Genomic DNA, 23,868 nt, shown 5'->3' with positions numbered 1-23,868 from the left:
CGCGCGGGCGCGCAGCCTGATCTATGGGTGAGTCTGAGGTTCATGCTGGTGGCGCGACCTTCGAGAGTGCATTGATGATCTTGTCCGACGCATCCCCTCGCCGGTCGGTGAGATTACCAAGGAGTTTGAGCGCGAAGCGCATCAGCCTCGGGTGTGGCAACCCATGCCGCGTTCCGAAGCTCATGACTCCCGGCTTCCCAATCGCCTGGACGAACCACCTGCCAAGCGTGAAATATCCGCCGTAGGCGTCCTTCAACACCTGAGGATAGGTGCGCAGGATGCGTTCCTGTTGCGCGGGGGTGGTCTGGCGCAGCGCCTTGACGATGGTCTCGGCGGCGATCTCGCCGGTCTCCATGGCGTAGGCGATGCCCTCGCCGTTGAACGGGTTGATCGCGCCGCCGGAGTCACCGACGAGGACGAGGCCGCGGGTGTAGTGAGGCTGGCGGTTGAAGGCCATCGGGAGCGCGGCGCCGCGGATCGGGCCCCGCATGTTCTCCTCGGTGAAGCCCCACTCGGCGGGCATCGCCTTGCACCACCGCTTGAGCAGGTCGCGGTAGTCGATGTTCTTGAACTGGTCGCTGGTGTTGAGCAGGCCCAGTCCGACGTTCGCGGTGCCGTCGCCCACGCCGAACACCCAGCCGTAGCCGGGCAGCAGCGTGTTGTCGTCCCACAGCTCCAGCCACGTCTCCAGGTAGTCGTCGTCGTGACGCGGGCTCTCGAAGTAGGTGCGTACGGCCACGCCCATCGGGCGGTCCTCACGCTTGTGGAGTCCCATCCCCAGGGCCAGCCGGGTGCTGTTGCCGTCGGCGGCCACCACCAGACGGCTGCGGTAGGTCGGCCCGTCCTTGGTCGTCACTCCGACCACGTGCCCGCTGCGGTCGTCGAGGACAGGCCCGGTGACGTTCACGCCTTCCATCAGCCGCGCCCCGGCCTTGACGGCGTTGGCGGCGACGATCTGGTCGAAGTCCTTGCGCGTGCGCACGAGGCCGAAGTCGGGGAAGCGCTCCAGCTGCGGCCAGTCGAGCTCGAAGCGGTGCCCGCCCCCCACGACCCGCAGGCCCTTGTTCCTGATCCAGCCGGGCGCGTCAATGTCGACGCCCATGTTGAGCAGCTGCTTGACCGCTCGGGGGGTCAGGCCGTCGCCGCAGACCTTCTCCCGGGGGAACCTGGTCTTCTCCAGGAGCAGCACGTCGAGGCCGGCCTGAGCGAGGTAAAAAGCGGTTGCGGAACCGGCGGGACCGGCGCCGACGACGATGACATCGGCGTCAGCCTGTGTGGCTGGTGGCTCGGTCACTGGACTGTCCTGTCCTACACGCTCGAAGGCCTCGGGGTGTGGCGCCTTCGTTCCTTTGTGAACCCCTTCACAAACTTGTCGGCCCGCAGTCTAACCCTTTTCTTGGACAAAGTGGCAGTCGGGGGCCGGTCTTCGCACAAACGAAAGCCCTCCGTCCGAGACGAAGGGCCCTGCGTCGTCGCCACGAGGAGATCAGACCGCGAACTCGCGGCGGCGCACACCCTCGATGAAGGCGCGCCACTCATCGGGCGTGAAGCAGAGCATCGGGCCCACCGGGCAGACTCCTTCGTAGCGTCACGGTTATATCCGAGCCTATCGCGAGAAATGTGACGCGGGTTACAGCAGTGCGGTCACGCTCCGTAAGCAAAACGCTACACCAGTACGGCCGGGAATTAGTCGAGAACCATCCTCGCCCAGCGCCGCGTTGCCGAACCCGCCGTAGGTCGGCCCGCCCCCACGGATAATTCCCGCGATAAACGATATCTCCGGACACGGAACCCCGGCCGGATCGCGGACTTGACGGCGTGAATGGCATCTCGCCTAATCGAGCCGCGCGGAACGGGGTTACGCGCGGCACAGAACGGGCTATCGAGCAGCACTGAACGGGCTTACGCGGGCTTGAATCCCCGGTGGATCGCGACGATGCCCATGGTGAGATTGCGCCAGGCGACCCGCTGCCAGCCGGCCTCCTGGATGGTGCGCGCGAGTGTCGGCTGGTCGGGCCAGTCCCGGATCGACTCGGCCAGATAGGCATAGGAGTCGTCATTGGACCCGAAGACCGTGGCCACTCGCGGCAGCAGCTTCATCAGATATTCGCGGTAGACCAGATCGAAGGCGTTGACCTTCACGTGCGAGAACTCCAGGATCACCAGCCGCCCGCCCGGCCGCGTCACGCGCAGCATCTCCCGCAGCGCCTGCGAGGTGTCGTGCACGTTACGCAGCGCCACCGAGATCGTCACGGCGTCGAAGGCGTCGTCGGCGAACGGCAGCCGCAGCGCGTCACCCGCGATGAACGGGACTCCGTCACCGCTCAGCGCGTTGCCGCCGTGCCGGCGCACGCCCGTGCGCAGCATGCCGAGGGAGAAGTCGGAGGCGATCGCGCGGGCGCCCAGCGTGGTGAACGCGTCGGTGGAGGTGCCGGTGCCCGCCCCCAGGTCGAGCACGATCTCGCCGGGCCCGGCGTCGACGGCGGCGGCCACCGCCTTGCGCCAGAAGCGCACCTGTCCCAGGGAGATCACATCGTTGACCAAGTCGTAGCGCCGGGCCGTGCGATCGAACATCGCGGCGACCTGATCCGGCTGCTTGTCCAGCTGAGCACGCGTCATGGCCCAAGCCTATGACCATCGCGACAATCAACAGAAAGTAGCCGCGTGATTACCCAATGTCTGCTAGAAGTTTGCGAATGCTGGTACGTGTCGCCCTTGCGGCGATCCTCGCGACGACCCCGGTCGCTCATTCGCGCGTCGTCTCGGCCGACCCGGTCGACACCACTCCGCACGTGCTCGACGGGATCGTCAACTCCATCACCCTGGTCGGCGGCACGGTCGTCGTCGGCGGCTCGTTCAGCGAGGTCGCCGACGCCTCACGGACCCACACCTACACCCGGGACAACGTCTTCGCCTACAGCCTCGCGACGGGGCACATCCTGCGTTACTTCGCGCCGCAGGTCGGCGGGCCCGTCTACAGCCTGGCCCCCGGCGACGGCGGCACGGTCTACGTAGGCGGCGACTTCCCCGCGGTCAACGGGACGCCGACCAGGGCGCTGGCCAGGCTCAACCTCTTCGATGGCTCGGCCGTACGGGACTTCAGGCCCGGCGTCTCCGGCGGGATGGTGACCACGCTGGCCAGGCGTGGCGCGCAGCTCTACGCGGGCGGCGACTTCACCAGGCCGCGCGCGGCGCTGGCCAGGCTCGACGCGACGACCGGCGCGACCGACCCGGCGTTCGCGATCACGCCGGGGGCGCCGCTGACGCCGACGCTGCGGGTCTACGCACTGGCCCTGACCGCCGAACGGCTCGCGGTCGACGGCAACTTCACCACGCTGGACGGGCTGTCGAGGCCGCAGCTGGGGCTGATCGACGTACGCGGCGGCGGCGCCAAGGTGGCCGACTGGCGTACCGAGGCGTACGTCCCCACCTGCATGGACGCCTTCCCCTCCTACGTACGCGGCCTGGACTTCGCGCCCGACGGCAGCTACTTCGCCGTCGTCACCACCGGCGGACCGGTGCGCGGGAAGCGGCTGTGCGACAGCACGGCCAGGTTCGAGACGTACAGCAGGGGCGAGCGGATCACGCCCACCTGGGTCAACAAGACCGGCGGAGACTCACTCTACGCAGTGGCGGTGACCGGCGCGGCGGTCTACGTCGGCGGCCACCAGCGATGGCTGAACAATCCGCTGGGCCACGACTCGGCCGGGCCTGGAGCGGTGCCCCGCGAGGGCATCGCCGCCATTCATCCAGTCACCGGAATGGCGCTGACTTGGAATCCTGGCAGGGAGCGCGGGATCGGGGTCAAGGCATTTCTGGCGTACAGCGGCGGACTACTCGTTGGTAGCGACACAACGAGACTCGGACGGGAGTACCATGCCCGGATTGGCATGTTCCCCCTGCCCTAGTCGCTCTGCGGCTTGGGCCGGTCGATCTTGTCGCTGATGCGAGTGCTAAGAGCGTCACGCTGCTTCGAGAGCAAGACGTAGCTGGCGATGCCGCTGATCAAGAAAGACACGATGATCAGTAGCATCGGGTTTTGCAGGCCAAGCAGTCGCAGGACGCCGAGTGTCACGACAAACAGGCCGATCCGCGACGCGGTGTATACGAGAACGGGATGCACAGATCGAGGTTACTCGCCCTGTGTGACACGGTCGCTCTTCGCATCGGGCGCCAGCACTGCTAGTGTCCCAGTTAGGGTGTTTCGTAAAGAAACACCCACGAGAGCCCCAAAGAGGCTCTATCATATAACAATCGGGCAGTCAGCTGATAACAACCCGTGATCTTTGTCGAAAACCACGGATAAATCAGGCTTCGCTCGACACACTGGTTACCTGTCCGCCCGCTGGCAGGAAGCGGGATGCGAGGGGGAGAGATTGGTGGAGAGTAGCAGCGAGCGTCTGCTGACCCCAGGAGAGGTTGCCGCCCTCTTCCGGGTAGACCCAAAGACGGTTACACGCTGGGCCGCGGCAGGTCGCATCAGCAGTATCCGCACCCCCGGGGGGCATCGTCGGTTCCGCGAGTCGGAAGTGCATGCCCTTCTTCGAGGCGAGGACGTTCTAACGGCCGACAGGTCGGGCGAGTCCCCGCGTGTTTGACGTTCCATCAGACGGTGATCCTGCCCGCAGGGTCGCCGTCTCCCCCTGTCTGTAAACGTCATCAGCGGCCCCTCGACCTCTGACCCGGGCCGGCCTAGGCGTCTTCCTGCTCCGCCTTGAAGGCCAAGAACTCCTGCTCCAGGTCGTCGTTCTCGATCAGCCAGCGCTCCCGGCGATCCGCCGCCTCCTCCTCCGTCAGGGACTCCGGAAGCCACGTGTCGTAGTCGGGGTCGCCAGGTTCGAGTTCCACGTACGCGTTGCCGATGAGACGCCCGTCTTCGCTGGTCAGGCTCTGCGGCACGCGCAGGGTCCCGTCAGCGAGCCGGATGACGTACATGGCTCATCACCTAGATTCCGTAGCGCCGGTTGAAGAACAGCATGACGTTGAGCGCCGCGCGGGTGTCGCCGCCCAGCATGTCGACGAGGGCCGGTCGCTGGCGCGAGGCGATCGCGGCGAACGCGTCGGCGAAGAACTCCTTGCGCCCCAGCCCGTCCCCCTGGCGGTGGAACGCGGAGACCAGGAGCGGCGTGATGTCCTCGTACAGCTTCGCGAATTCCCGCGAATCGGAAACCCAATCGCCGTAAGCCGAGTCGACGTCGTCGATGGCGTGCCCGACCTCGTGCATCATCACGTCGGGCGTGGGTGAGGGGCGGTCACCCACCACGATCTTCCCGTCGCCGTAGGCTCCGGCGCAGATGTCCCATGAGGCCCGGCCGGACGGCAGGGGGGCGCCGCGCAGGTAGCCCATGTCGTCCAGATCCGGTACGCCGCCCGGGCCCACGTAGATGCCTTCGAGGCCCGCGGCGAGCTTCTCCTTCAGCAGGTCGGGCAGCATGGCCAGGCTCTCGACGGCCCGCACCACCTCCGGCGACGGAGGGCCCTCTCGGGCGTCCCACTGACGGTGCAGGATGGTCTCCAGCTTCCCGCAGTGCCGCAGGCCGTCGCCGAGCGAGGGAGCGTCGGGGCGGTTGGGTCGCGCCCGGAGCACCACGTCGTCGAGCTCGAAGTCGTGCCACGTGTACTGGGGGCGGTCCACCACGGCGGCCGACAGCCGCTCCCCTGCCTCCCACCGCCGCGGCTCTCCGGCTTCGGCTGCATCCCAGCGCCGCGGTTCTCCGGCTTCAGCGGCCTCCCAACGCTGCGACTGCCCGGCTTCGGCGGCGTCCCACTGCCGGAACTCCTCCGCCTGCCGGAACCTCTCCTGTCGGTGGAACTCTTCCTGCTGGCGGAAGTCCTCCTGTTGGCGGCGCCCCGCCCAGGGCCACCCCTCGGAACCGTCTCCGCCGGCCTGGCGCCGCTCGCGACCCCGCCAACCGAACAGCGCGAAGCTCCCCTCACTCCCGATCGAGTCCCGCCCGGCGGGCTCCCGGCCCGGCCACATGCGTCCTGGCCAATCCCGATCGGCTCGCTTGCGCTCCATGTACTCGCGGTCCGACCGCTCGTGATCCGGCCGCTCGGACGCCAGGCGGTCGCGACGCTTGGCCCCGCCCTCGGAACCGGGCCACCCGCGCCTGTCCCCGCCGCTTCTGTCCCCGCCGCGCTTGTCGCCGCCGGGCCACCCGTGCCTGTCCCCGCCGGCGCCGGGCCGCCACGGCCAGCCCAGCCTTCCCGCGCGGTCTTCACGGCCCCGGTCCGGCCGTCCGGCAGGGCTGAGTCTGCCGGGAGGCGCACTCCGATCGTTCGTCCAGAAGGAGCGATCCGCATCGGGGGGCGCCTCACTGCGGCGGGAGAAGAGATACGACCCGCGCCGCCACCAACGACCCCGCCGATGGCGGCCCTTGTCGTTAGAAAAGGCCATCGCACCCCTCAACGCCGTGAGACGCCCGCGCGCATGGCACCCGGCCGCCCCGAACGGCGGTCCCAGCGGGCGGACGCCGCTGAATCGAGTCCACCGTACGACGTAGGTCTCGCTGGAGTCACCTGAAATGGGACAACGGGAAAACACGATCACGACGCGAATGGCTTACAGTTCGGACATGGTAGGTGTCGTTATCGGCTTGGCGCTGCTGGCCTTCTGGCTCTACTCGTTGTTCGACGTCATCACCACGCCGGAGGAAGAGGTAAGGAACGTACCAAAACCGCTCTGGGTGCTCGTCGTCGCGCTGGTTCCCCTGGTGGGCGGGGCCGTCTGGATGATCCGCGGCCGCCCCCAGAAGCCCCGCGAGACCTGGCCGGTCCCCCCGCGACCGGGCTCCCGCCGCCACTCGGCCCCCAAGGGCCCGGACGACGACCCCGAATTCCTCCGCGACCTCGACCGCCGCATGCGCGGCGACGACAGCTAGAGCGGCGTCCCCGACCGTCCGCTCTCCGTCGCCCATGACGGGGGCGTCCCTCCATGGGGCCCCTGCCACAACGCGGTACCCCTCCAAGCAACCCCAGCACCACGGACCAGCTACTTCCGCTCCCCGGACGGGGCAACCTCCAAGGGCCACGGACCGTCTTCTCCCCCTCCTCCGGAGGAGGCATCCCCCAGGGGCCCTAACCACGACGGACCGACTTCTTCCGCGCCCGAAGGGGCATCCCCACAGGGCCATCAGCCACAAGGGGCCGCCCGCTTCCCTGCCCCCGAAGGGGGTATCCCCTCAGGGACCCCAGCCACCACGGACCGTCACACGAAAGGAGACGGCCGTGGCACAGACGATCACCCCGACGACACATCCGCGTAGCTGTGCAGCCCCGAGATGAACATGTTGACTCCCACCAGGTTGAACAGCAGGCACCCGAACGCCAAGAGCTGCACGATCGTCGCCGCTCGCCCGCGCCATCCGGCGGTGACCCGAGCGTGGAGGTAGGCGGCGTAAGCCACCCACGTGATGAAGGCCCAGACCTCCTTGGGGTCCCAGCCCCAGTAACGGCCCCAAGCCTTGTCGGCCCAGAGAGCACCGGCGATGACGGCGAAGGTCCACACCGGGAAGGCGAAGACGATCGCGCGGTGGGCCGCCCGCTCCAGGTCGGCCCGTGACGGCAGCCGTGACATCCCGTCGCCGCGGATCAGGTAGAGGATGCCCGCCACACCGGCCACGATGAACAGGCCGCTCGCCAGGATCGCCGCCGTCACGTGGATGGCCACCCAGTACGAGTTGAGCGCCGGCACGACCGGACCCGCCGCCGTGTAGAGGACCTTGACCGCGAAGCCGAGCCCCAGTGCGGCCGTCACCATGACGAAGGCACCGAGGAAGCGGACGTTCTGCCGGAGCTGGGTGCCGAGGAAGGCGGTGACCGCGGCGAAGCAGATGGCCACCACGAACTCGTACATGTTGCCCCAGGGCCACCGGTCCACGGCCAGGCCCCGGGTGACGATGGCGGCCAGGTTCGCGGCCCAGCCGAGCCAGCCGAGCGTCATGGCCGCCCAGCCGGCCTTGCCCGCCCAGGCCGGCGGCTCGACGACTGTCTCCGGAACGACAGGGCCGTCCGAAGCGGCAGGGGCGTCTGAGGAGCCGCCCGCCGAGCCGACTCCGGCTCCCACGGGCTGCCTGGCGGGTACGGCGGCCGAGTCGGCCTTGGAGCGACCGAAGGCCAGCTCCAGCGCGAACCCGATCATGGCGGCCAGATAGAGCAGGACGGCGGCGACGACGAAGAGGTCGCTCACCCCGGCCAGTTGCTGCTCAGCGGGCATCCTTGCCTCCAGCTGATAGGACCTTGACGATGTCGGCGAACTCCTCGGTGAAGCCCGCCGCGGACCCTTCGGTACGGGTAAGACCGCCGACCTCGGCCACGCCGTCCTTGACCCGCACCCACACCCGGCGGCGGCGGATCATCAGCGACAGCGCGATGGCGACCACGGCCGTGCCCGCGGCGATCAGGGCGGGCAGCCGCCCCGGGTCATAGGCGATCTGGAGCGTCATCCACTCCTTGACCCCGGTGAACTCCAGCTTTCCCGCCCCCTTGGGCAGGGGGAGCGACCCCCCGACCGCGAGTGGTGCCTGGCCGGTGCCCATGACCAGCGGGGTGAGCTTGCGCATCACCTCGGGCGGCGCGAGCTCGTAGACGGACTGCGGCCGCCCGGAGCGTACGCCCAGGTCACCGGAGAAGGCCCCGAGGAGCTGGACCTGGGGGTTGAGCGCGCCGGGGAACAGAGAGGCCCCCGCGCCGTCACCCGTGGGCAGGAAGCGCAGCAGGAACCCGAGCTGCGACGGCTGGGCGTCGGGCACCTTGACCACGCAGCCCGAGGTGAGCGTGAGCTTGATCTCGATCAGGCAGGGGACGGGCCCTTCGAAGGCGACCTGCCCCTTGCCGTCGGTGACCTTGAACACGGGCGCGTAGCCGTGGCCGAGGAGGTAGGTCTGCGTGCCGTTGACCTCCAGCGGCTCGTTGACCTTGAGCGTGTAGTCGCGCGTGGGCGCCCCGGGCGCGTCGTTGACCTTCATGTAGGCGGAGTAGTCGAGCTCCTGCCCCCTCTTGGGGCCCTCGACCTGGTAGGTGGTCTGGAAGTCCGTGAGCGTGAACGAGAACGGCTCCAGCGACTCCGCCGACACCTGATTGCCCGGGATGAACCGGTCGTAGGCGGCGACCGTGTTGGCGAAGCCGTCGCCCTCGACCACCAGCACGTTGCCGCGGTAGCCGTACAGGGAACCGAACCCGATCGCGACGAGCAGGGCGAGCAGGGATACGTGGAAGAGCAGGTTGCCCGTCTCGCGCAGGTAGCCCTTCTCCGCGGCCACCCAGCCGTCGCCGACCTCGACGCGGAAGCGGAGCCGGCGCAGCCGCCCGGCGGCCTCCTCGACCGTCAGCGGGTCGTCCAGCCGCGAGAAGTGCGGCAGGCGCGACAGGTTGCGCGGCGCGGCCGGTGGGCGGCGGCGCAACTCGCGCACGTAGGTGGCGGTGCGCGGCAGTACGCAGCCGATCAGCGAGGTGAACAGCAGCAGGTAGATCGCGGCGAACCAGGCCGAGGTGAAGACGTCGAACAGCTGGAAGCGGTCGTACCACTCGGCGAGCGTCGGGTCGTTCTGGAAGAGCGCCGCCACCTTGTCGGGATCGACGCCGCGCTGCGGCACCAGCGAGCCGGGCACGGACGCCAGCGCGAACAGGAACAGCAGGATCAGCGCCGTCTTCATCGAGGTGAGCGTGCGCCAGCCCCAGCGCAGCCAGCCCACGGGCCCCATGCCGGCGGGCCGTGCCCGCTCCTTCTCCAGCTCGTCGACGGTCATCAGATCACCGGCCTGAAGGCGCCGATCAGACCCTGCATGGTCGCGATCATCTCTCCCCAGAGGCCGGTCACCAGCAGGATGCCGACGGCCACCATCATGCCGCCGCCGATCCGGGTGATCAGCTGTGAGTGCTTGCGGATCGCGCGGAACGTACGCAGGGCCTTGCTGTAGGCGAGGGCGGCGGCCACGAAGGGCAGTCCGAGGCCCAGCGCGTACGCCACGGCGAGCAGCGCGCCACGCGAGGCGCTGCCCTCGTTCAGTCCGAGCGCGAGCACGACGGCCAGCGTGGGCCCGATGCACGGCGTCCAGCCCAGCCCGAACACCACGCCCAGCAGCGGCGCCCCGGCCAGCCCAGCGGCGGGCAGCTTGTGGATGCGCACGTCGCGCATCAGGCCGGGCAGCACGCCCAGGAAGGCCAGGCCGAGCAGGATCGTCAGCACGCCGAGCACCCGCGTGATGATCTCTGCGTTGCCCAGCATGACCGCGCCGAGGCCGCCGAACAGCGCGCCGCTGAGCACGAACACCAGCGCGAAGCCGGCCACGAACAGCACCGTGCCGAGCACCAGCCGCCCCCGCTTGGGGTCCTCGCTCATGCCCGTCACGTACGACAGGTAGCCCGGGACGAGGGGCAGCACGCACGGCGACAGGAAGGACACCACCCCGGCCAGCACCGCGATGGGCACGGCCAGGAGCAGCGAGCCCGAGGCGACGACGTCATTCATCGCGCACCTTGGTCACCGCGTCCATCAGGTCGGTGTACTTGACCGCGCCCAGCGCCCTGGCGGCGATCCTGCCCTGGGCGTCGATGATCAGCGTGGACGGGATGGCCGCGGGCGGCACCGTGCCCTGGAAGCGCAGCGCGACCTGCCCCGGCTGGTCGAAGATGCTCGGGTAGCCGGTCTGCTCGGTGCGTTCGAACGCCAGCGCGTCGGCCTTGCGGTCCTTGAAGTCGACGCCGAGGAACTCCACGCGGCCCTTGGTCTTGGCGGCGACCTCCTTCAGCACCGGCGCCTCCGCCCGGCACGGGCCGCACCACGACGCCCAGAAGTTGAGCACCACGACCTTGCCCTTGTGGGCGGCGAGCGAGGCGGTCGCGCCGTCGAGGGTCTGCCCGCCGATCTCGGGGGCGGCCTGGCGGTCGGCGACGTCGAACACCTGCATCTTCCCGTCGCCCGCGACGAAACGGGTGTCGCCCGCCTGCGGCTGGCCTGACTGGTTGGCGCCCGCGCAGCCCGCGAGGCCGCCCGCGACCAGGACGGCCGAGAGGACGAGGGAGATGGATTTGGCGCGCACGGAGGAAGATCTCCTTGTACTACGACCGGTAGAGCTTGCAACTCTACCGGCGAGGTCAGGCGCCCGGCACGCTGGGGCCCGTCGCCAGTGATCCGGCGGGCTCGCTGTAGCCGACGCTGACCAGACGATCGCCGTCGAAGGTGAGCGTGGTGAGGCTGGCCAGATTGCACTGCCTGCGCCGGGGGTCATGCCAGAGCCGGCGACCCTCGGCCGCCATCCTGATCGACCAGATCGGCAGCTGGTGGCTGACCAGCAGCGCCTCGTGCCCGCGCGCCTCCGCCCTGACCTCCTCGATGATCGAGCGCATCCGCTTGACGATCGCCGGATAGGGCTCGCCCCAGGACGGGCGCAGCGGGTTCCAGAAGTAGCGGTAGTTCTTCGGATCACGCAGGACCGCCAGGCCCTGGCCGACCTTGCGGCCCTGGAGCATGTTGGCGGCCTCGATCAGCCGCTCGTCGGTCTGCACCGGCAGCTCAAGCAGCGCGGCCAGGGGCGCGATGGTCTCCTGCGCGCGTTCGAGCGGCGAGCTGTAAAGGGTGACGATGTCACGGCCCGCCACCGACTTGGCCACCGTCTCGGCCATCAGCCGGCCGGTCTCGGACAGGTGGTAGCCGGGCAGCCTGCCGTACAGGACGCCTTCGGGATTGTGCACCTCACCGTGGCGCATCAGGTGAACTACGGTGGTTTCAGCCATGGTGTGCCACAGCCTATCCCGCTCTGTCCGTTCCGCGATCTCAGGCGCCCCGGACGCTAGGCGACCGCCCAGGCGTTCTCCTTCGTACGGCTGGCGTCGGCGAGCGCCTCGACCGCGGCCCGGATCGCCGGCCGCCGGGCCGCGTCGCTGCGCCAGATGACGTAGATGCGGCGCGACTGCCGAGGCCGCAGCGGCACCACGGCCACCCCGTCGGGCACGCAGTCGCGTCCCAGCCGGGGGATGATCGCGCAGCCGAGCCCGGCCGCCACCAGCGCCATCTGGGTCGGATATTCGTCGGCCATGCAGGAGATCTCGGGCTCCAGCTGGGCGTTACGCAGCGTGTAGACCAGCCAGTCGTGACAGACGGTGCCGGGCGAGGAGCTGATCCACCGCTCGTTCGCGGGCAACGCCGCCAGCTCGACCTCCTTGTTGCCGGCCAACGGATGGTCCGCGGGCAGCAGGAGGTCGGCGATGTCGTCGAGCAGCGTGGACCGGGACAACCCCTCGGGCAGGGCGATCGGCCGGTTGAGCCAGTCCTGGATGACACCTAGGTCGAGCTCACCCCTGGCCACGTCGCGCACGATGCGCTCCGGCTCGCGCTCGTGCATCTGAACGTGCAGATCGGGATGGCGCCGCTTGAGCGCGGTCAGGGCGGAGGGCATCAGCCCGCGCGCCGCCGTCGGGAACGCGGACATGTTCAGCCGCCCCACGACCTCGCCGCGCAGCGCCTCGAAGTCCGCCTCGGCGGTCTCCACCAGGGCAAGGATCCGCTCGGCGTGGTCGGCGAGCAGCCCGGCGGCGTCTGTCAGCCGCACCCCGCGCCCGTTGCGCTCCATGAGCCGGGCACCGGTCTCGCGCTCCAGCTTGGCGATCTGCTGCGACACGGCCGACGGCGTCACCATGAGCGCGTCGGCCGCGGCACCCACCGAGCCGTAGATGTGCACAGCGTGAAGGGCCTTGAGACGGTTCAAGTCCAACATGTAAGCCAGTCTAAAGGGTTTAGCGTAGAAAGTCTCGCTTGTCCTTCACTCTGTAGCAGGAGAAAATATATGCATGAGAAACAACAAGGCGCAGAAGCAGCAGACGACCACCATCTCCTACCTCAAGACCCTCGCCGAGCAGGCTCGGGACCAGCGCGTCCGCTACCAGAAGCCGGCCGCCAAGTAACCGAGCGTCAAGTAACCGAGCAAGTAGCCGATCAGAGGACCGCCGCGGCAGCCTTGGCGGCTGCCGGCAGGGCGTCGGCGATCTGACCGAGCGCCTCGTCGTCGTGAGCGGCCGAGAGGAACCAGGCCTCGTACGCGGACGGCGGCAGATAGACCCCGCGATCCAGCATCGCGTGGAAGAAGGCGGTGTACGCCGCGGTGTTCTGGGCCCGCGCACCGTCGAAGTCCGTCACCGGCGCATCCGTGAAGAACACCGAGAACAGGCTCCCCGCCCGCTGCAACCGGTGCGGCACACCCGCCGCGGCGAGGGCGTCGGAAGCGGCCTGGCCGACCGCCAGCGCCGCCGCGTCCACCTTGGCGTAGGAGCCGGCGTCGAGCGCGCGTAGCGTGGCAAGTCCGGCGGCGCAGGCCAGCGGGTTTCCCGACAGTGTGCCCGCCTGGTAGACCGGCCCTTCCGGTGCCAGGCAGGACATGACGTCGGCCCGCCCGCCGAAGGCCGCCGCCGGCAACCCGCCGCCCATGACCTTGCCGAAGGTCATCAGGTCGGCGTCGACCGGGTCCAGCCCGTACCAGCCCGAGGGCGAGACCCGGAAGCCCGTCAGCACCTCGTCCATGATCAGCAGCGCGCCGTTGGCCGTGCACAGCTCGCGCAGGCGGGCGTTGAAGCCGGCGAGCGGCGGCACCACGCCCATGTTGGCCGGGCACGCCTCGGTGATGACACAGGCGATCTCAGCGGACGCGAACGCCTGCTCCACCGCGCTGATGTCGTTGTACGGCAGCACGATGGTGTCGGCCGCCGACGCCCCCGTCACGCCAGGCGTGTCCGGCAGCCCGAACGTGACCACGCCCGACCCCGCCGAGGCCAGCAGCGCGTCCACGTGACCGTGGTAGCACCCGGCGAACTTGACCACCTTCGACCGCCCGGTGAACCCGCGGGCCAGCCGCACCGCGCTCATCGTCGCCTCGGTGCCCGAGCTGACCAGCCGGAGTTTGTCCACGGGCGCCACCCTGGCGACGATCTCCTCGGCCAGCTCGACCTCGCCCGGCGTGGCGGTGCCGTACGAGAGGCTGTGGGAGAGCGCCGACGAGACGGCCTCGACGACGGCGGGGTGGCGGTGGCCGAGGATCATCGGCCCCCACGAGCAGACCAGGTCGACGTAGCGGTTGCCGTCGACGTCGGTGAGATAGGGGCCCTGCCCGGAGGCCATGAAGCGCGGCGTGCCGCCGACCGCGCCGAACGCGCGGACCGGGGAGTTGACGCCACCCGGCACGATGGCACGGGCGCGGGCGAACAGGTCCTCGGAGTTCTGTGTACGGCTCACGCGCTCCAGGTTAGTCCTGGGCCACGGCGGTCTAGTCGGCGAGCCAGTCGAGGATGCGCAGCGGATCGGGCAGCGGACGGCCGTCCGGCGGGCGCAGCCAGGAGACGGGCTGGCCGGTGGGCAGCGTGGAGGGCGGGGCCAGGACGTAGCTGTCGCGGCAGTGCCAGCGCAGGCCCGGATTGTCCTCGATGGTGCCGGGCTCGCAGTCGAGCTGGCAGGACCACCACTCGTCCTCGTCGTCGGGATTGCCACGCGTGGCCACATAGAACAGGACCCGGTCACCGTTGGCGGCGACCGGGCCCGAGTGCGCCGAGGCGCCGTCGATGCGGGTGAGGGCCGACAGGCCCGTGTCGAGCGGTACGTCGAAGACGTCGAACACCCGGCCGGTGGGCAGAATCACATTGGCGTCGGGGTCCATCCGCCACCAGCGCGTGAGCTGCGTGGCGTCCGTCGTGGCCTGTAGGTGCCAGGCGGGAGACAGCGGATGCGCGCCCGGGTCGGGGCAGCCAAGGCGGTCACAGGAGCAGGAGCGGGCGCCCTGACGCAGCGGATGGGCACCCGGCACGCTCGGCCAGCCGAGAGCGGCATAGCCCAGGACGGTATCGATCCGTGTCGGGCGCGGCCGTTTCTTGGTACGCCGAGCGAGTGGTACCCCCACCATGGTGTCTCCCGTCGATCCAAGCGCCTGAAGAGGCCCCGGCTCCTGGCTGCAAAGCACACGCGGGACACACCAGCACTTGTTATTGCACTCTAACGCACAGGCCTCAGCGATCGACGGGAAACCCCCTGGTTCACAGGCGGCGCGCCACCTCGGTGGCCCAGTACGTCAGGATCAGGTCGGCGCCCGCGCGCTTGATCGCGACCAGCGACTCCATGATCATCCGGTCGCGGTCGATCCAGCCATTGGCCGCGGCGGCTTCGATCATCGCGTACTCGCCGCTCACCTGGTAGGCCGCCACCGGCACGTCGGCCTCGTCGCGGAAGCGCCTGATGACGTCCAGATAGGCCATCGCGGGCTTGACCATGACGGCGTCGGCGCCCTCCGCGAGGTCGAGGCGTAGCTCGCGCATCGCGTCCCCCAGCGGCCCGGCCGGGTCCTGCTGGTGGGTGCTGCGGTCGCCGAACTGCGGCGCGCACTCTGCGGCCTCGCGGAAGGGGCCGAAGAAGGCGGAGGCGTACTTGGCGGTGTAGGCGAGGATCGGCAGGTCACTGAAGCCGTCGGCGTCGAGCGCCGCCCTGATGGCTCCGACCTGGCCGTCCATCATGCCGCTCGGCGCGATCATCTGGGATCCGGCCCTGGCCTGGGCGACCGCGATCGACGCGTAGCGCTCCAGCGTCGCGTCGTTGTCGACGTCGCCGGAGGCGGTCAGCACGCCGCAGTGGCCGTGGTCGGTGAACTCGTCGAGGCAGGTGTCGGCCATGACCACCACCGCGTCGCCCACCTCGGCGCTCACGTCGCGCAGCGCGACCTGCAGGATGCCCTCGGGGTCGTCGGCCGCCGAGCCCCGCGCGTCCTTGACGGCGGGGATGCCGAACAGGATCACCCCGGACACCCCGGCGTCGGCGGCCTCGTGGGCGGCCTTGCGCAGCGAGTCGCGGGTGTGCTGGAACACGCCGGGCATCGAGGCGACCGGCTGCGGCTGGTCGATGCCCTCCTTGACGAACAGCGGCAGGATCAGGTCCGCGGGGTGCAGTCTGGTGCCCGCCACCATGCGCCGGATCGCGGGGCTGCGGCGGAGCCTGCGCGGCCGGGCGACCGGGTAGTCAGCACTCACTTGGCTCTCCTTCTGGCGCCTCTGCGGTTCTGCGACGGCCGCCGCGGGCTGTCGCCGGCGGCGAGGGCCGCCTGGCGTTGCTTGGCACCGTACGCGGCCAGCGCGGCGGCCAAGGCGGACGCCGACGGCCGGTCGGCCATGACGTCGACGCGCAGCCCGAACTCCTCGGCGGTCTTCGCGGTCTGCGGCCCGATCACCGCGATCACGGTGACGTTGTGCGGCTTGCCGGCGATGCCCACGAGGTTGCGGACGGTCGAGGAGGAGGTGAAGAGCACCGCGTCGAACCCGCCGCCCTTGATCGCCTCGCGGATCGGGGCGGGGGGCGGTGCGGCTCGTACGGTGCGGTAGGCCGTGACGTCGTCGCACTCCCAGCCTAGCTCTGTCAGACCGGCCACGAGGGTATCTGTGGAAATGTCCGCCCGCGGCAGAAGCACTCGGTTGATCGGGTCGAGCATCGAGTCGTACGGCGGCCACTCGGCCACCAGGCCCTCCGACGACTGCTCGCCCGAGGGCAGCAGGTCGGGCTTGACGCCGAACTCGACCAGCGCCCGCGCGGTGGCGTCGCCCACGGCGGCCACCTTCAGCCCGGCGAAGGCGCGGGCGTCGAGGCCGTACTCCTCGAACTTCTCGCGCACCGCCTTGACCGCGTTGGAGCTGGTGAACGCCACCCACTCGTAGCGGCCGGTGACCAGGCCCTTGATCGCGCGGTCCATCTGCTGCGGCGTGCGCGGCGGCTCGACGGAGATGGTCGGCACCTCTTCCGGCACGGCGCCGTAGGAGGTGAGCTGCTCGGACAGCCTCTCGGACTGCTCCTTGGTGCGCGGCACCAGCACCCGCCAGCCGAACAGCGGCTTGGTCTCGAACCACGACAGCTTGTCGCGCTGCCCGACCGCGTCGCCGACGACGATCAGCGCGGGCTCGGTGAAGCCCGCGTGCTTGATGTCGGCCTGCAGCCTGGCCAGAGTCGAGACGACGGTGTACTGCTCGGTGGTGGTGCCGCTACTGCTGACCGCCACGGGCGTGCTGTCGGGCTTGCCACCGGCCACCAGCGCCTTGCCGATCGCCACGGCCCCGGCGAGGCCGTTGTAGATGACCAGCGTGCCCTGGCAGGCGGCGTGGGCGGCCCAGTCCTGCTCGTGCGCGGCGTCGACGATCCGGAACTCCGGCACGTCGGCCGCCGGCGGGATGCCCGCGTAGGTGAGCACCGCGGTCGCGGGCGGCACGCCGGGCACGATCTCGAAGTCCACCTCCGCCGCGGCACAGGCCGCGACCTCCTCCTCGATCGACCGGGCGATCGAGGAGAACAGCATCGGGTCGCCCTCGCACAGGCGTACGACGAACTGCCCGGCCTTGGCGCGCTTGACGAGGTCGCCGGACGCGATCTCCACGCCTTCGCGGCAGTGGCGCAGGAACGAGCCGAACAGCTCCTCGTCGAGGGCGACCGCGTCGGCCTTGGCCAGTAGTTCGGCGCCGCGGAGCGTGAGAAGGTTCGGATCGCCGGGGCCCGCGCCCACGAACGCGAGGAAACCGGAGGTTGGACTATCGGAGCTCAACGGGATTGCTCCCCCATCAATCTGTCGGCCCCTTCGGAGATCATCTCGGCCGCGAGGAGCTGGCCGAGTTTCACAGACTCGGAAGGAGAGCCGGCGGCGGACTTGCGCACCGCCTGCTGGCCGTCGATAGAGACGACCATGGCGGTGAGGTTCAGGGTCTGTCCGTCATCGACGGCGAAGGCACCCACGGGGGATGAGCAGCCGGCCTCGAGAGCGGACAGGACGGAGCGCTCGGCCGACACCGCGGAGCGCGTCCGCGGGTCGTCGAGCACACCGAGGAAGGAGATCAGGTCGGCGTTGTCGGAGAGACACTCCACGGCCAGGGCGCCCTGCCCTGGCGCGGGCAGCAGCTCCTCGACCTCGAAGATCTGCGCGATCTCCACGTCCCGGCCGATCCTGGTCAGGCCCGCCGAGGCGAGCACGACCGCGTCGACCTCGCCGGCGGCGATCTTGCCGATCCGGGTGTCGGCGTTGCCGCGGATCGGGACGTACTCGAGATCGGGACGCAGCGCCCTGAGCATGGCGATCCGGCGCAGCGAGCCGGTGCCGATCCTGGCCCCGGTGGGCAGGTCGGCGAACTTCGCCGGGCCGACCAGCGCGTCGCGGTGATCGTGCCGGGCCACGATGGCGGCCAGTGTCACCCGCGGGTCCGGTTTGGTCGGCAGGTCTTTCAGCGAGTGGACGGCGAAGTCGATCTCGCCTTCGATCAACTTGTCACGCAGCGCGCTGACCCACACGCCCGTGCCACCGAGCTGCGCCACCTGAGCCTTGGTCACGTCACCGAACGTGGTGACGCCGACCAGCTCGATGGCGCGCCCGGTCCGTTCGGTGTAGGAGTCGGCGACCATCTGCGACTGCGTGGTCGCCATCAGGCTGCGCCGGGTGCCCAAGCGCAGTGTCACAACTCCACCTCCCTCACGGCTTCGGGCATCTTCGGATCCAGGTCGAACAACTCGCGCAGCGCTTCGGCATAATGATCGCCTCCCGGGCTGGTGGCGAGCTGTTTGACACGCACAGTGGGCTCGTGAAGCAGCTTGTCGACGACCCGCTGCACAGTCTGCGCCACCTCGTCCCTGGCCTTGCCGTCGAGCTGGGGCATGCGCATCAGGAGCCGGCCCAGCTCTGCCTCGACCACGGACGCCGCCTTGCTGCGCAGCGCCACCACGGTCGGAGTGACCTTGGCGGCCCGCTCGGCGGTGAGGAAGGCGGCCAGCTCCTCGGCGACGAGCCTGCGCACCGAGTCGACGGTGTCGCCCTCCCTTGAGCCTATGCCCGATTCCTGGATGGTCTCCAGGTCGACCAGCGTGACGCCGGGCACCTCGCGGACAGCGGGGTCGATGTCGTGCGGCAGTGCCAGGTCCAGCAGGAACGCGCCTGAGGGGACGATGTCGGGGGTGATGACGTGCTGGCCGCCGCCCGTGCAGGAGATGACGATGTCGGCCGTCGCGAGCTCTCGGGGAACCGCGGCGAACTCCACCGCCCTGCCGCCTACGGACGCCGCCAGGCGTACGCCTCGTTCGAAGGTGCGGTTGGCGACCACGATGTCGGTCACGCCCGCGCGGGCCAGCGTGGTGGCGGCCAGCGAGCTCATCGAGCCCGCGCCGACCACCAGCGCCCGGCGCCCGGCGAGGTCGCCCGCCAGCGCCAGTCCGGCGGTCACGAGGGAGGCGCCCGCCTTGTCGATGTCGGTGTCGGCGTGGGCGCGCTTGCCGACCCGCAGCGCCTGCTGCACCAGCTCGTTGAGGGTGGCGCCGATGGTGCCCTGCTTCTGCGCCAGGGTGAGCGCCCGGCGAACCTGGCCGAGGATCTGCCCTTCGCCCACGACCATCGAGTCGAGGCCGCAGGCCATCGCGAACAGGTGCTCGACGGCCTGGTCTTCGTAGTGGACGTAGAGGTGCGGCTGCAACTCTTCCACGGGGACGCCCGAGTGGACGCCCAGCAAGCGACTGATCGCGGTGACGGCGCCGTGGAAACGGTCGACGGCCGCGTAAACCTCTACTCTGTTGCACGTCGAGACCACCATGGCCTCGGCGACGCACACGTCCTGCTGCACGTCGTGCAGGAGCTTGACGAGCGCCTCGCCGGACACCGAAACGCGCTCGAGCATGGCCACCGGAGCTGTCCGGTGGCTGAGTCCGATGGTGAGAAGACTCATTGACTGTCCACGGCCATAAGTGGCCCCCCTGCTTTGCGCTGCTCATGGAACGCAAGGATCTGCAGTTCTATTGATAGGTCGACTTTACGGACATCCACGCCATCTGGTACAGAAAGCACTACGGGCGCGAAGTTCAGGATGCTGGTGACCCCGGCCGCCACCACACGATCGCAGACTTCCTGCGCCGCTATCGCGGGTGTCGCCAGAACCACGATCGAGACTCCACGCCGTTCGATGACGGCTTCCAGGACGTCTATGTGCTCAACATTCAACCCCGCTATATCGTCGCCCACGACTTCGGGGTCGGCGTCGAGAAGCCCGGCCACACGGAAGCCCCTGGAGACGAAACCACCGTAATTGGCCAGTGCCCGGCCCAGATTACCCACTCCTACGATGGCCACGGCCCAGTCTTGGGTCAGGCCCAGCTCGCGGGAGATCTGGTAGACGAGGTATTCGACGTCGTAGCCGACGCCTCGCGTGCCGTACGAGCCCAGATGGGACAGGTCCTTGCGGAGCTTCGCGGAGTTGACGCCCGCGGCCATGGCCAGATCTTCGGAGCTGACGGTCGCGATGCCGCGTTCGGCCATCCCGTTCAACGCCCGCAGGTACAACGGGAGCCGGGCGACCGTTGCCTCGGGGATCCCGCGGTCACGGGACTGGGACGGGCTCTTCACGTGCCGGAGCTCCAGGGGACGAGCGGCCTGCCGGCCGCGTGAATGAAATCGAACCGCCTTTCAGGTTAATCCCTTTGTGAAGCGATGCACAAAGTCGGCACGATACGGTTGGGTGCATGCACCGCATCACGCTGCTCGGCAGGCCGGGCTGCCACCTCTGCGACGACGCGCGCGAGGTCGTCTCCCGCGTGGCAGGAGACCTGGGTGTGCCGTGGGAGGAGGTCGACATCGACTCCTCCGAGGAGTTGCGGGAGAAATACTGGGAGATGATCCCGGTCACTCTGGTCGACGGAGTCCAGCACGACTTCTGGCGGGTCTCCGAAGACCGGCTACGCGCCGCGCTGAGCGGCTAGTAGGACCCTGAGCAGCTAGAACATCGCGGTCGGGAGCGGTACGACCTTGGCGGCGTTGACGTTCAGCTCGATGATGTTGGTCGCCAGCACCATGGCCTGGCGCTCGTTGACGAACCGCTCGACGTGCGGCTGCCGCTGGTGGTCGCGGTAGGCCACCTCGTCGCGGTAGAGCTCATAGACGATGCGCTGCAGCGGGGCCGATTTGACCGCGTGGCAGGCGTAGATGAGCGTGTCGGGCTCGCCCCGTCGTACGGCCTCGACGGTGAGCTCCGCCAGGCGGTCGAACGCCTCGCCTGAGCCGTCCATGAGGGTGAAGACCGTCAGCATGCCGTAGATGCTCGGTGAGGGCCTGCTGGAGGCCGCCTGCTGCTGAGGCTGGGCCTGCGGGGCCGGCGTCCGCACGGGCTGAGCCTGAGGGGGCTGGCCCTGAGGGGGCTGCTGGGCCGCGCGGGAGCCGGTGGCGAACAACTCGGCCCCCGGGTAGACCGCGCCCGTGCCGGGCATCCCGAAGTCCTGGGGACCGGTCTGCGGCCCGGCGCCGTGCCCGCCGTTCATGATGTAGCCGGTCGAGGGGCCCTGGTCGGGCGGCGGCGCCATCCGGGCGGCGTAGTCGACCGGCTGGTCGCCCGCCCGGTATTCGGCCACCAGATCACCCAGGCCCGACCGGCGGGGCTGACCGGGAGGCGGCTGCTGCTGTTGCTGGGGCGGCCCCTGCATCGGCATGTCGGCGAGCGGCTGGGGGAAGGGCTCCGACCGAGGGAAGGAGTCCGAGGGGAGGAACGGCTCCGAGTGGGGGAAGGAGTCCGGCTGGGGGAAGGGGTCCCGATCCCGCATGGCCCGGCGGCCATGAGAGGACCGCTCAGCCGACCGCTCGCCGGACCGCTCGCCGCGGTGGCCCTCGAGCTCGTCGTCCTCGTCGTCGTCCTCGTACGGCGCCAGGGGGCGCAGCACGGCGTACCAGATGCCCGCGGCGGCCACCACGAACAGCGCGGTGGCGAAGAAGCCCGGCACCGCGAACCTCATCGCCCCGATGATCGCGATGCCCGAGGGCGCGATGACCATGACCGCGTGCAGGTTGTCGGTGTCGAGTTCGTCACCGTTGCGCCAGCGCAGCGCCGCGATCACCACGGCCGCCAGCATGATCAGCCCGGCGATGGAGTGCGCGCCGATCAGCAGGTAGTTCGGGATGAGGTTCCAGTGCCCCTCGGCCGCGGGGAGCAGCTTGCCCATCTCGTCGGCCCTGCTCACCGGGTCGAAGATGAGCACCACGGTGGCGACGATGGTGAACGCGATCCCGAGCAGCCAGCCGGCGAATTTCGGCGGCACCTTCTCCGACAGGAGTTGGACCAGTCCGATGGCCAGCCAGAAGGGCGCGAGGAGGGATCCGGTCAGTTGGTAGACCTTGAAGGTGACGTCCCCGAATCCCATCAGGTAGCCGACGCCGATCGCACCGAGCGCCAGGCAGAGCGCGACGGCTGAAACGGTCCAGGCGATCAACCACCCCTCCACCTCGTCACGCAGGCGCCGGACCAGGGCGACTGCGCCGATCGCGGCGAGGAGGGCACCGACAAAGGCTAGGACAGCAACGAGGATCTCCATGGTGACTCCAATGCTGCCGGACTATGCCTCCCAGCCGGTAGCCGAAGAGGGAACGGGTCGGTCCACACGGTATCGGCCGATTACGGCTAGTCATGCCTTCACGAAGCGGATTGTGGAATTTCCGGTTGATTTCTAGAGTGTTCGAGCACGCCGCACCCCTTACCCCTAGGGATACCGGATGCCTGACTCGTGGCCGTTCGCCGGGCTGCTCCCACCAGCGGTCGCTGGTCCCGCCCGGACGAGCGAGCTTGCCGTGCGCGAAGAGATTCCCGATGACCTCCGCATGCTGGTGCTGCACGCCAAGACCGGAGACTCGGATGCCTTTGGCACGCTCTATGACCGATACGTGGATCTTGTCTATCGCTATATCTACTTCCGCGTCGGCTCGCATCCGCTGGCCGAGGATCTCACCAGCGAGACCTTTCTCCGCGCGCTTCGCCGGATCACCGACTTCACCTGGCAGGGCCGTGACTTCGGCGCCTGGCTGGTCACCATCGCCAGGAACCTGGTCACCGATCACTTCAAGTCCGGCCGCTATCGCCTGGAAATCCCGACCGGGGAGGTGATCGACGTCCCGCTCGACGGCCCGCACATCCCGGAGAACGCCGTCGTCACGGCCATCATCAACGACCGGATGCTCCGCGCCGTCCAGGATCTGAATCCCGAGCAGCAGGAATGCGTGGTTCTGCGGTTCCTGCACGGCCTGTCGCTCGCCGAGACCGCGTTGATCATGGGGAAGAAGAGTGGAGCGATCAAAGCCCTGCAGTTCCGAGCGATCCGGGCCCTGGCCAGGGCGCTCAAGCACGACCTGGCGTAACCTCCACCAGCGGCACGTCGTTAGGCAGATGTCACGATCGGATTCCCCGGCGGCGTCAGGGAGCTGTCATGGGTAGGGCGCGCATATCGCGCGAGCGCGTGCTCGAACACCTCACAGAGCTGCGACGGCTCCCGCTGGGCGGGGGTCCGGCCGCCGCCTTCCGCGAACGTCTCCGCGCCGAGCTCCTGTGCGCACAGCGCCTCCCCGAGCCCGTACGGGCCCGCCGTTCCCATCGCCGTCCGGGGCGGCGGCTCTCCTGGCTCTCCCAGGCCGCCACGTTCGGCCTGGCGGCGGCCATGATGCTGTCGGCCTTCGCCACCTACCACGCACTGCCCGGCGACACGCTTTACCCGCTCAAGCGCGCCGCGGAGAGCACGCTGGTCCGGCTCAGCACCGACGACGTGCAGCGGGCCGAGCGCGAGCTGGTCTCGGCCAAGACCCGGGCGGCCGAAGTCGCCCAGTTGCTCGGCTCGTCCGGCGACGGACCGCTGGTCACCAAGACGCTCAAGGAGATGGAGGACTCGACCCGGTCCGGCATCAGGAGGCTGGAGCGGGCCGAGCCGCGCTCACCGAAGATCAACCGGTTCGCGCGCGACCAGAAAAACATGGTCGAACCAATGCTCGAACGGATGGACGGGGATCAACAGGACAAGGCGACGGGCTACCTCGACTACATAGACGGGCTTGTGGCCCCGCGCTAGTTGACCTGCTCTCCGCTCTA

26 protein-coding genes are annotated in these 23,868 nt (G+C 69.3%); 6 read left to right on the top strand and 20 right to left on the bottom strand.

Features of this window, described 5'->3' with window-relative positions; all coding sequences use genetic code 11:
- Window positions 1-40: 40 nt before the first annotated feature.
- The 3 genes from AB0C30_RS42165 to AB0C30_RS42155 form a co-directional block, all read right to left on the bottom strand.
- Window positions 41-1,294 (bottom strand): geranylgeranyl reductase family protein, encoded by a 1,254-nt coding sequence (locus AB0C30_RS42165; protein WP_357954681.1) that lies wholly within the window; start codon window positions 1,292-1,294, stop codon window positions 41-43.
- 192 nt (window positions 1,295-1,486) lie between these two features.
- Entirely contained in the window at window positions 1,487-1,567 is an 81-nt protein-coding gene (locus AB0C30_RS42160; RefSeq protein WP_357955000.1) for a DUF397 domain-containing protein, read from the bottom strand.
- Window positions 1,568-1,902: 335 nt separating this feature from the next.
- Window positions 1,903-2,619, bottom strand: coding sequence for a demethylmenaquinone methyltransferase (locus AB0C30_RS42155; protein WP_357954679.1), 717 nt, complete (start codon window positions 2,617-2,619; stop codon window positions 1,903-1,905).
- A 77-nt stretch (window positions 2,620-2,696) separates the two neighbouring features.
- On the opposite strand from AB0C30_RS42155, the gene AB0C30_RS42150 reads away from it, so the two are divergent.
- On the top strand, window positions 2,697-3,908 hold the full coding sequence (locus AB0C30_RS42150; RefSeq protein ID WP_357954677.1) for a hypothetical protein: 1,212 nt from the start codon (window positions 2,697-2,699) through the stop codon (window positions 3,906-3,908).
- Here AB0C30_RS42150 and AB0C30_RS42145 read toward each other — a convergent pair.
- Window positions 3,905-4,123, bottom strand: coding sequence for a DUF4229 domain-containing protein (locus AB0C30_RS42145; protein ID WP_357954675.1), 219 nt, complete (start codon window positions 4,121-4,123; stop codon window positions 3,905-3,907). The genes AB0C30_RS42150 and AB0C30_RS42145 overlap by 4 nt on opposite strands.
- A 256-nt stretch (window positions 4,124-4,379) precedes the next feature.
- Here AB0C30_RS42145 and AB0C30_RS42140 point away from each other — a divergent pair, with 256 nt between their 5' ends.
- Entirely contained in the window at window positions 4,380-4,598 is a 219-nt protein-coding gene (locus AB0C30_RS42140) for a BldC family transcriptional regulator (RefSeq protein WP_225298932.1), read from the top strand.
- Window positions 4,599-4,692: 94 nt separating this feature from the next.
- Here the strand turns inward: AB0C30_RS42140 and AB0C30_RS42135 are convergent, their stop codons facing one another.
- Window positions 4,693-4,935 (bottom strand): hypothetical protein, encoded by a 243-nt coding sequence (locus AB0C30_RS42135; protein ID WP_225298934.1) that lies wholly within the window; start codon window positions 4,933-4,935, stop codon window positions 4,693-4,695.
- 10 nt (window positions 4,936-4,945) lie between these two features.
- A complete protein-coding gene (locus tag AB0C30_RS42130) occupies window positions 4,946-6,019 on the bottom strand; it encodes a hypothetical protein (protein ID WP_357954673.1) in 1,074 nt (357 codons plus the stop codon).
- 556 nt (window positions 6,020-6,575) lie between these two features.
- Here AB0C30_RS42130 and AB0C30_RS42125 point away from each other — a divergent pair.
- On the top strand, window positions 6,576-6,881 hold the full coding sequence (locus AB0C30_RS42125) for a PLDc N-terminal domain-containing protein (RefSeq protein ID WP_357954671.1): 306 nt from the start codon (window positions 6,576-6,578) through the stop codon (window positions 6,879-6,881).
- 359 nt (window positions 6,882-7,240) lie between these two features.
- Here AB0C30_RS42125 and ccsA read toward each other — a convergent pair whose 3' ends face one another.
- The 13 genes from ccsA to AB0C30_RS42060 all read right to left on the bottom strand — a co-directional run bounded on the left by ccsA (window position 7,241) and on the right by AB0C30_RS42060 (window position 20,378).
- The gene (gene ccsA / locus AB0C30_RS42120) at window positions 7,241-8,215 is read right to left on the bottom strand and encodes a cytochrome c biogenesis protein CcsA (RefSeq protein WP_357954669.1); all 975 of its coding nucleotides are present in this window, start codon (window positions 8,213-8,215) and stop codon (window positions 7,241-7,243) included.
- Complete coding sequence (locus AB0C30_RS42115; RefSeq protein WP_357954666.1) at window positions 8,205-9,746, bottom strand: cytochrome c biogenesis protein ResB; 1,542 nt, start codon at window positions 9,744-9,746, stop codon at window positions 8,205-8,207. The genes ccsA and AB0C30_RS42115 overlap by 11 nt, the downstream gene beginning before the upstream one ends.
- Entirely contained in the window at window positions 9,746-10,468 is a 723-nt protein-coding gene (locus AB0C30_RS42110) for a cytochrome c biogenesis protein CcdA (protein WP_357954663.1), read from the bottom strand. The genes AB0C30_RS42115 and AB0C30_RS42110 overlap by 1 nt, the downstream gene beginning before the upstream one ends.
- Window positions 10,461-11,039 carry a TlpA disulfide reductase family protein gene (locus AB0C30_RS42105; protein ID WP_357954661.1) on the bottom strand — a complete coding sequence of 193 codons (579 nt, stop codon included), beginning with the start codon at window positions 11,037-11,039 and terminating at the stop codon, window positions 10,461-10,463. Before AB0C30_RS42105 ends, AB0C30_RS42110 begins: the two co-directional genes overlap by 8 nt.
- A 55-nt stretch (window positions 11,040-11,094) precedes the next feature.
- Window positions 11,095-11,733, bottom strand: a complete 639-nt coding sequence (locus tag AB0C30_RS42100; RefSeq protein ID WP_357954659.1) for a histidine phosphatase family protein — start codon at window positions 11,731-11,733, stop codon at window positions 11,095-11,097.
- A 56-nt stretch (window positions 11,734-11,789) separates the two neighbouring features.
- Window positions 11,790-12,713 carry a LysR substrate-binding domain-containing protein gene (locus AB0C30_RS42095; protein WP_357954655.1) on the bottom strand — a complete coding sequence of 308 codons (924 nt, stop codon included), beginning with the start codon at window positions 12,711-12,713 and terminating at the stop codon, window positions 11,790-11,792.
- Between the two features lie 218 nt (window positions 12,714-12,931).
- The gene (hemL, locus tag AB0C30_RS42090; protein WP_357954653.1) at window positions 12,932-14,221 is read right to left on the bottom strand and encodes a glutamate-1-semialdehyde 2,1-aminomutase; all 1,290 of its coding nucleotides are present in this window, start codon (window positions 14,219-14,221) and stop codon (window positions 12,932-12,934) included.
- Window positions 14,222-14,252: 31 nt separating this feature from the next.
- On the bottom strand, window positions 14,253-14,882 hold the full coding sequence (locus AB0C30_RS42085) for a bifunctional DNA primase/polymerase (protein ID WP_357954651.1): 630 nt from the start codon (window positions 14,880-14,882) through the stop codon (window positions 14,253-14,255).
- Between the two features lie 130 nt (window positions 14,883-15,012).
- Window positions 15,013-15,996, bottom strand: a complete 984-nt coding sequence (hemB, locus tag AB0C30_RS42080; RefSeq protein WP_357954649.1) for a porphobilinogen synthase — start codon at window positions 15,994-15,996, stop codon at window positions 15,013-15,015.
- On the bottom strand, window positions 15,993-17,549 hold the full coding sequence (locus AB0C30_RS42075) for a bifunctional uroporphyrinogen-III C-methyltransferase/uroporphyrinogen-III synthase (protein WP_357954647.1): 1,557 nt from the start codon (window positions 17,547-17,549) through the stop codon (window positions 15,993-15,995). The genes hemB and AB0C30_RS42075 overlap by 4 nt, the downstream gene beginning before the upstream one ends.
- Window positions 17,546-18,451, bottom strand: coding sequence for a hydroxymethylbilane synthase (gene hemC, locus AB0C30_RS42070; protein ID WP_357954645.1), 906 nt, complete (start codon window positions 18,449-18,451; stop codon window positions 17,546-17,548). Before hemC ends, AB0C30_RS42075 begins: the two co-directional genes overlap by 4 nt.
- The gene (locus AB0C30_RS42065; protein WP_357954643.1) at window positions 18,448-19,704 is read right to left on the bottom strand and encodes a glutamyl-tRNA reductase; all 1,257 of its coding nucleotides are present in this window, start codon (window positions 19,702-19,704) and stop codon (window positions 18,448-18,450) included. The genes hemC and AB0C30_RS42065 overlap by 4 nt, the downstream gene beginning before the upstream one ends.
- A complete protein-coding gene (locus tag AB0C30_RS42060) occupies window positions 19,701-20,378 on the bottom strand; it encodes a redox-sensing transcriptional repressor Rex (RefSeq protein WP_357954641.1) in 678 nt (225 codons plus the stop codon). Before AB0C30_RS42060 ends, AB0C30_RS42065 begins: the two co-directional genes overlap by 4 nt.
- Window positions 20,379-20,494: 116 nt before the next feature.
- On the opposite strand from AB0C30_RS42060, the gene AB0C30_RS42055 reads away from it, so the two are divergent.
- Window positions 20,495-20,731 (top strand): glutaredoxin family protein, encoded by a 237-nt coding sequence (locus AB0C30_RS42055; protein WP_357954639.1) that lies wholly within the window; start codon window positions 20,495-20,497, stop codon window positions 20,729-20,731.
- A gap of 15 nt (window positions 20,732-20,746) precedes the next feature.
- Here the strand turns inward: AB0C30_RS42055 and AB0C30_RS42050 are convergent, their stop codons facing one another.
- Window positions 20,747-22,330, bottom strand: coding sequence for an antibiotic biosynthesis monooxygenase (locus AB0C30_RS42050; protein WP_357954637.1), 1,584 nt, complete (start codon window positions 22,328-22,330; stop codon window positions 20,747-20,749).
- A 178-nt stretch (window positions 22,331-22,508) separates the two neighbouring features.
- On the opposite strand from AB0C30_RS42050, the gene AB0C30_RS42045 reads away from it, so the two are divergent.
- On the top strand, window positions 22,509-23,147 hold the full coding sequence (locus tag AB0C30_RS42045; protein ID WP_357655008.1) for a sigma-70 family RNA polymerase sigma factor: 639 nt from the start codon (window positions 22,509-22,511) through the stop codon (window positions 23,145-23,147).
- Window positions 23,148-23,215: 68 nt separating this feature from the next.
- Complete coding sequence (locus AB0C30_RS42040; RefSeq protein ID WP_357954635.1) at window positions 23,216-23,848, top strand: DUF5667 domain-containing protein; 633 nt, start codon at window positions 23,216-23,218, stop codon at window positions 23,846-23,848.
- Window positions 23,849-23,868: the final 20 nt, after the last annotated feature.

It is taken from the genome of Nonomuraea sp. NPDC048901, from assembly GCF_040649695.1.
GTDB lineage: Bacteria > Actinomycetota > Actinomycetes > Streptosporangiales > Streptosporangiaceae > Nonomuraea.
The sequence above is the reverse complement of the archived record's forward strand: the minus strand, read 5'-3'. Positions and strand labels throughout refer to the sequence as shown.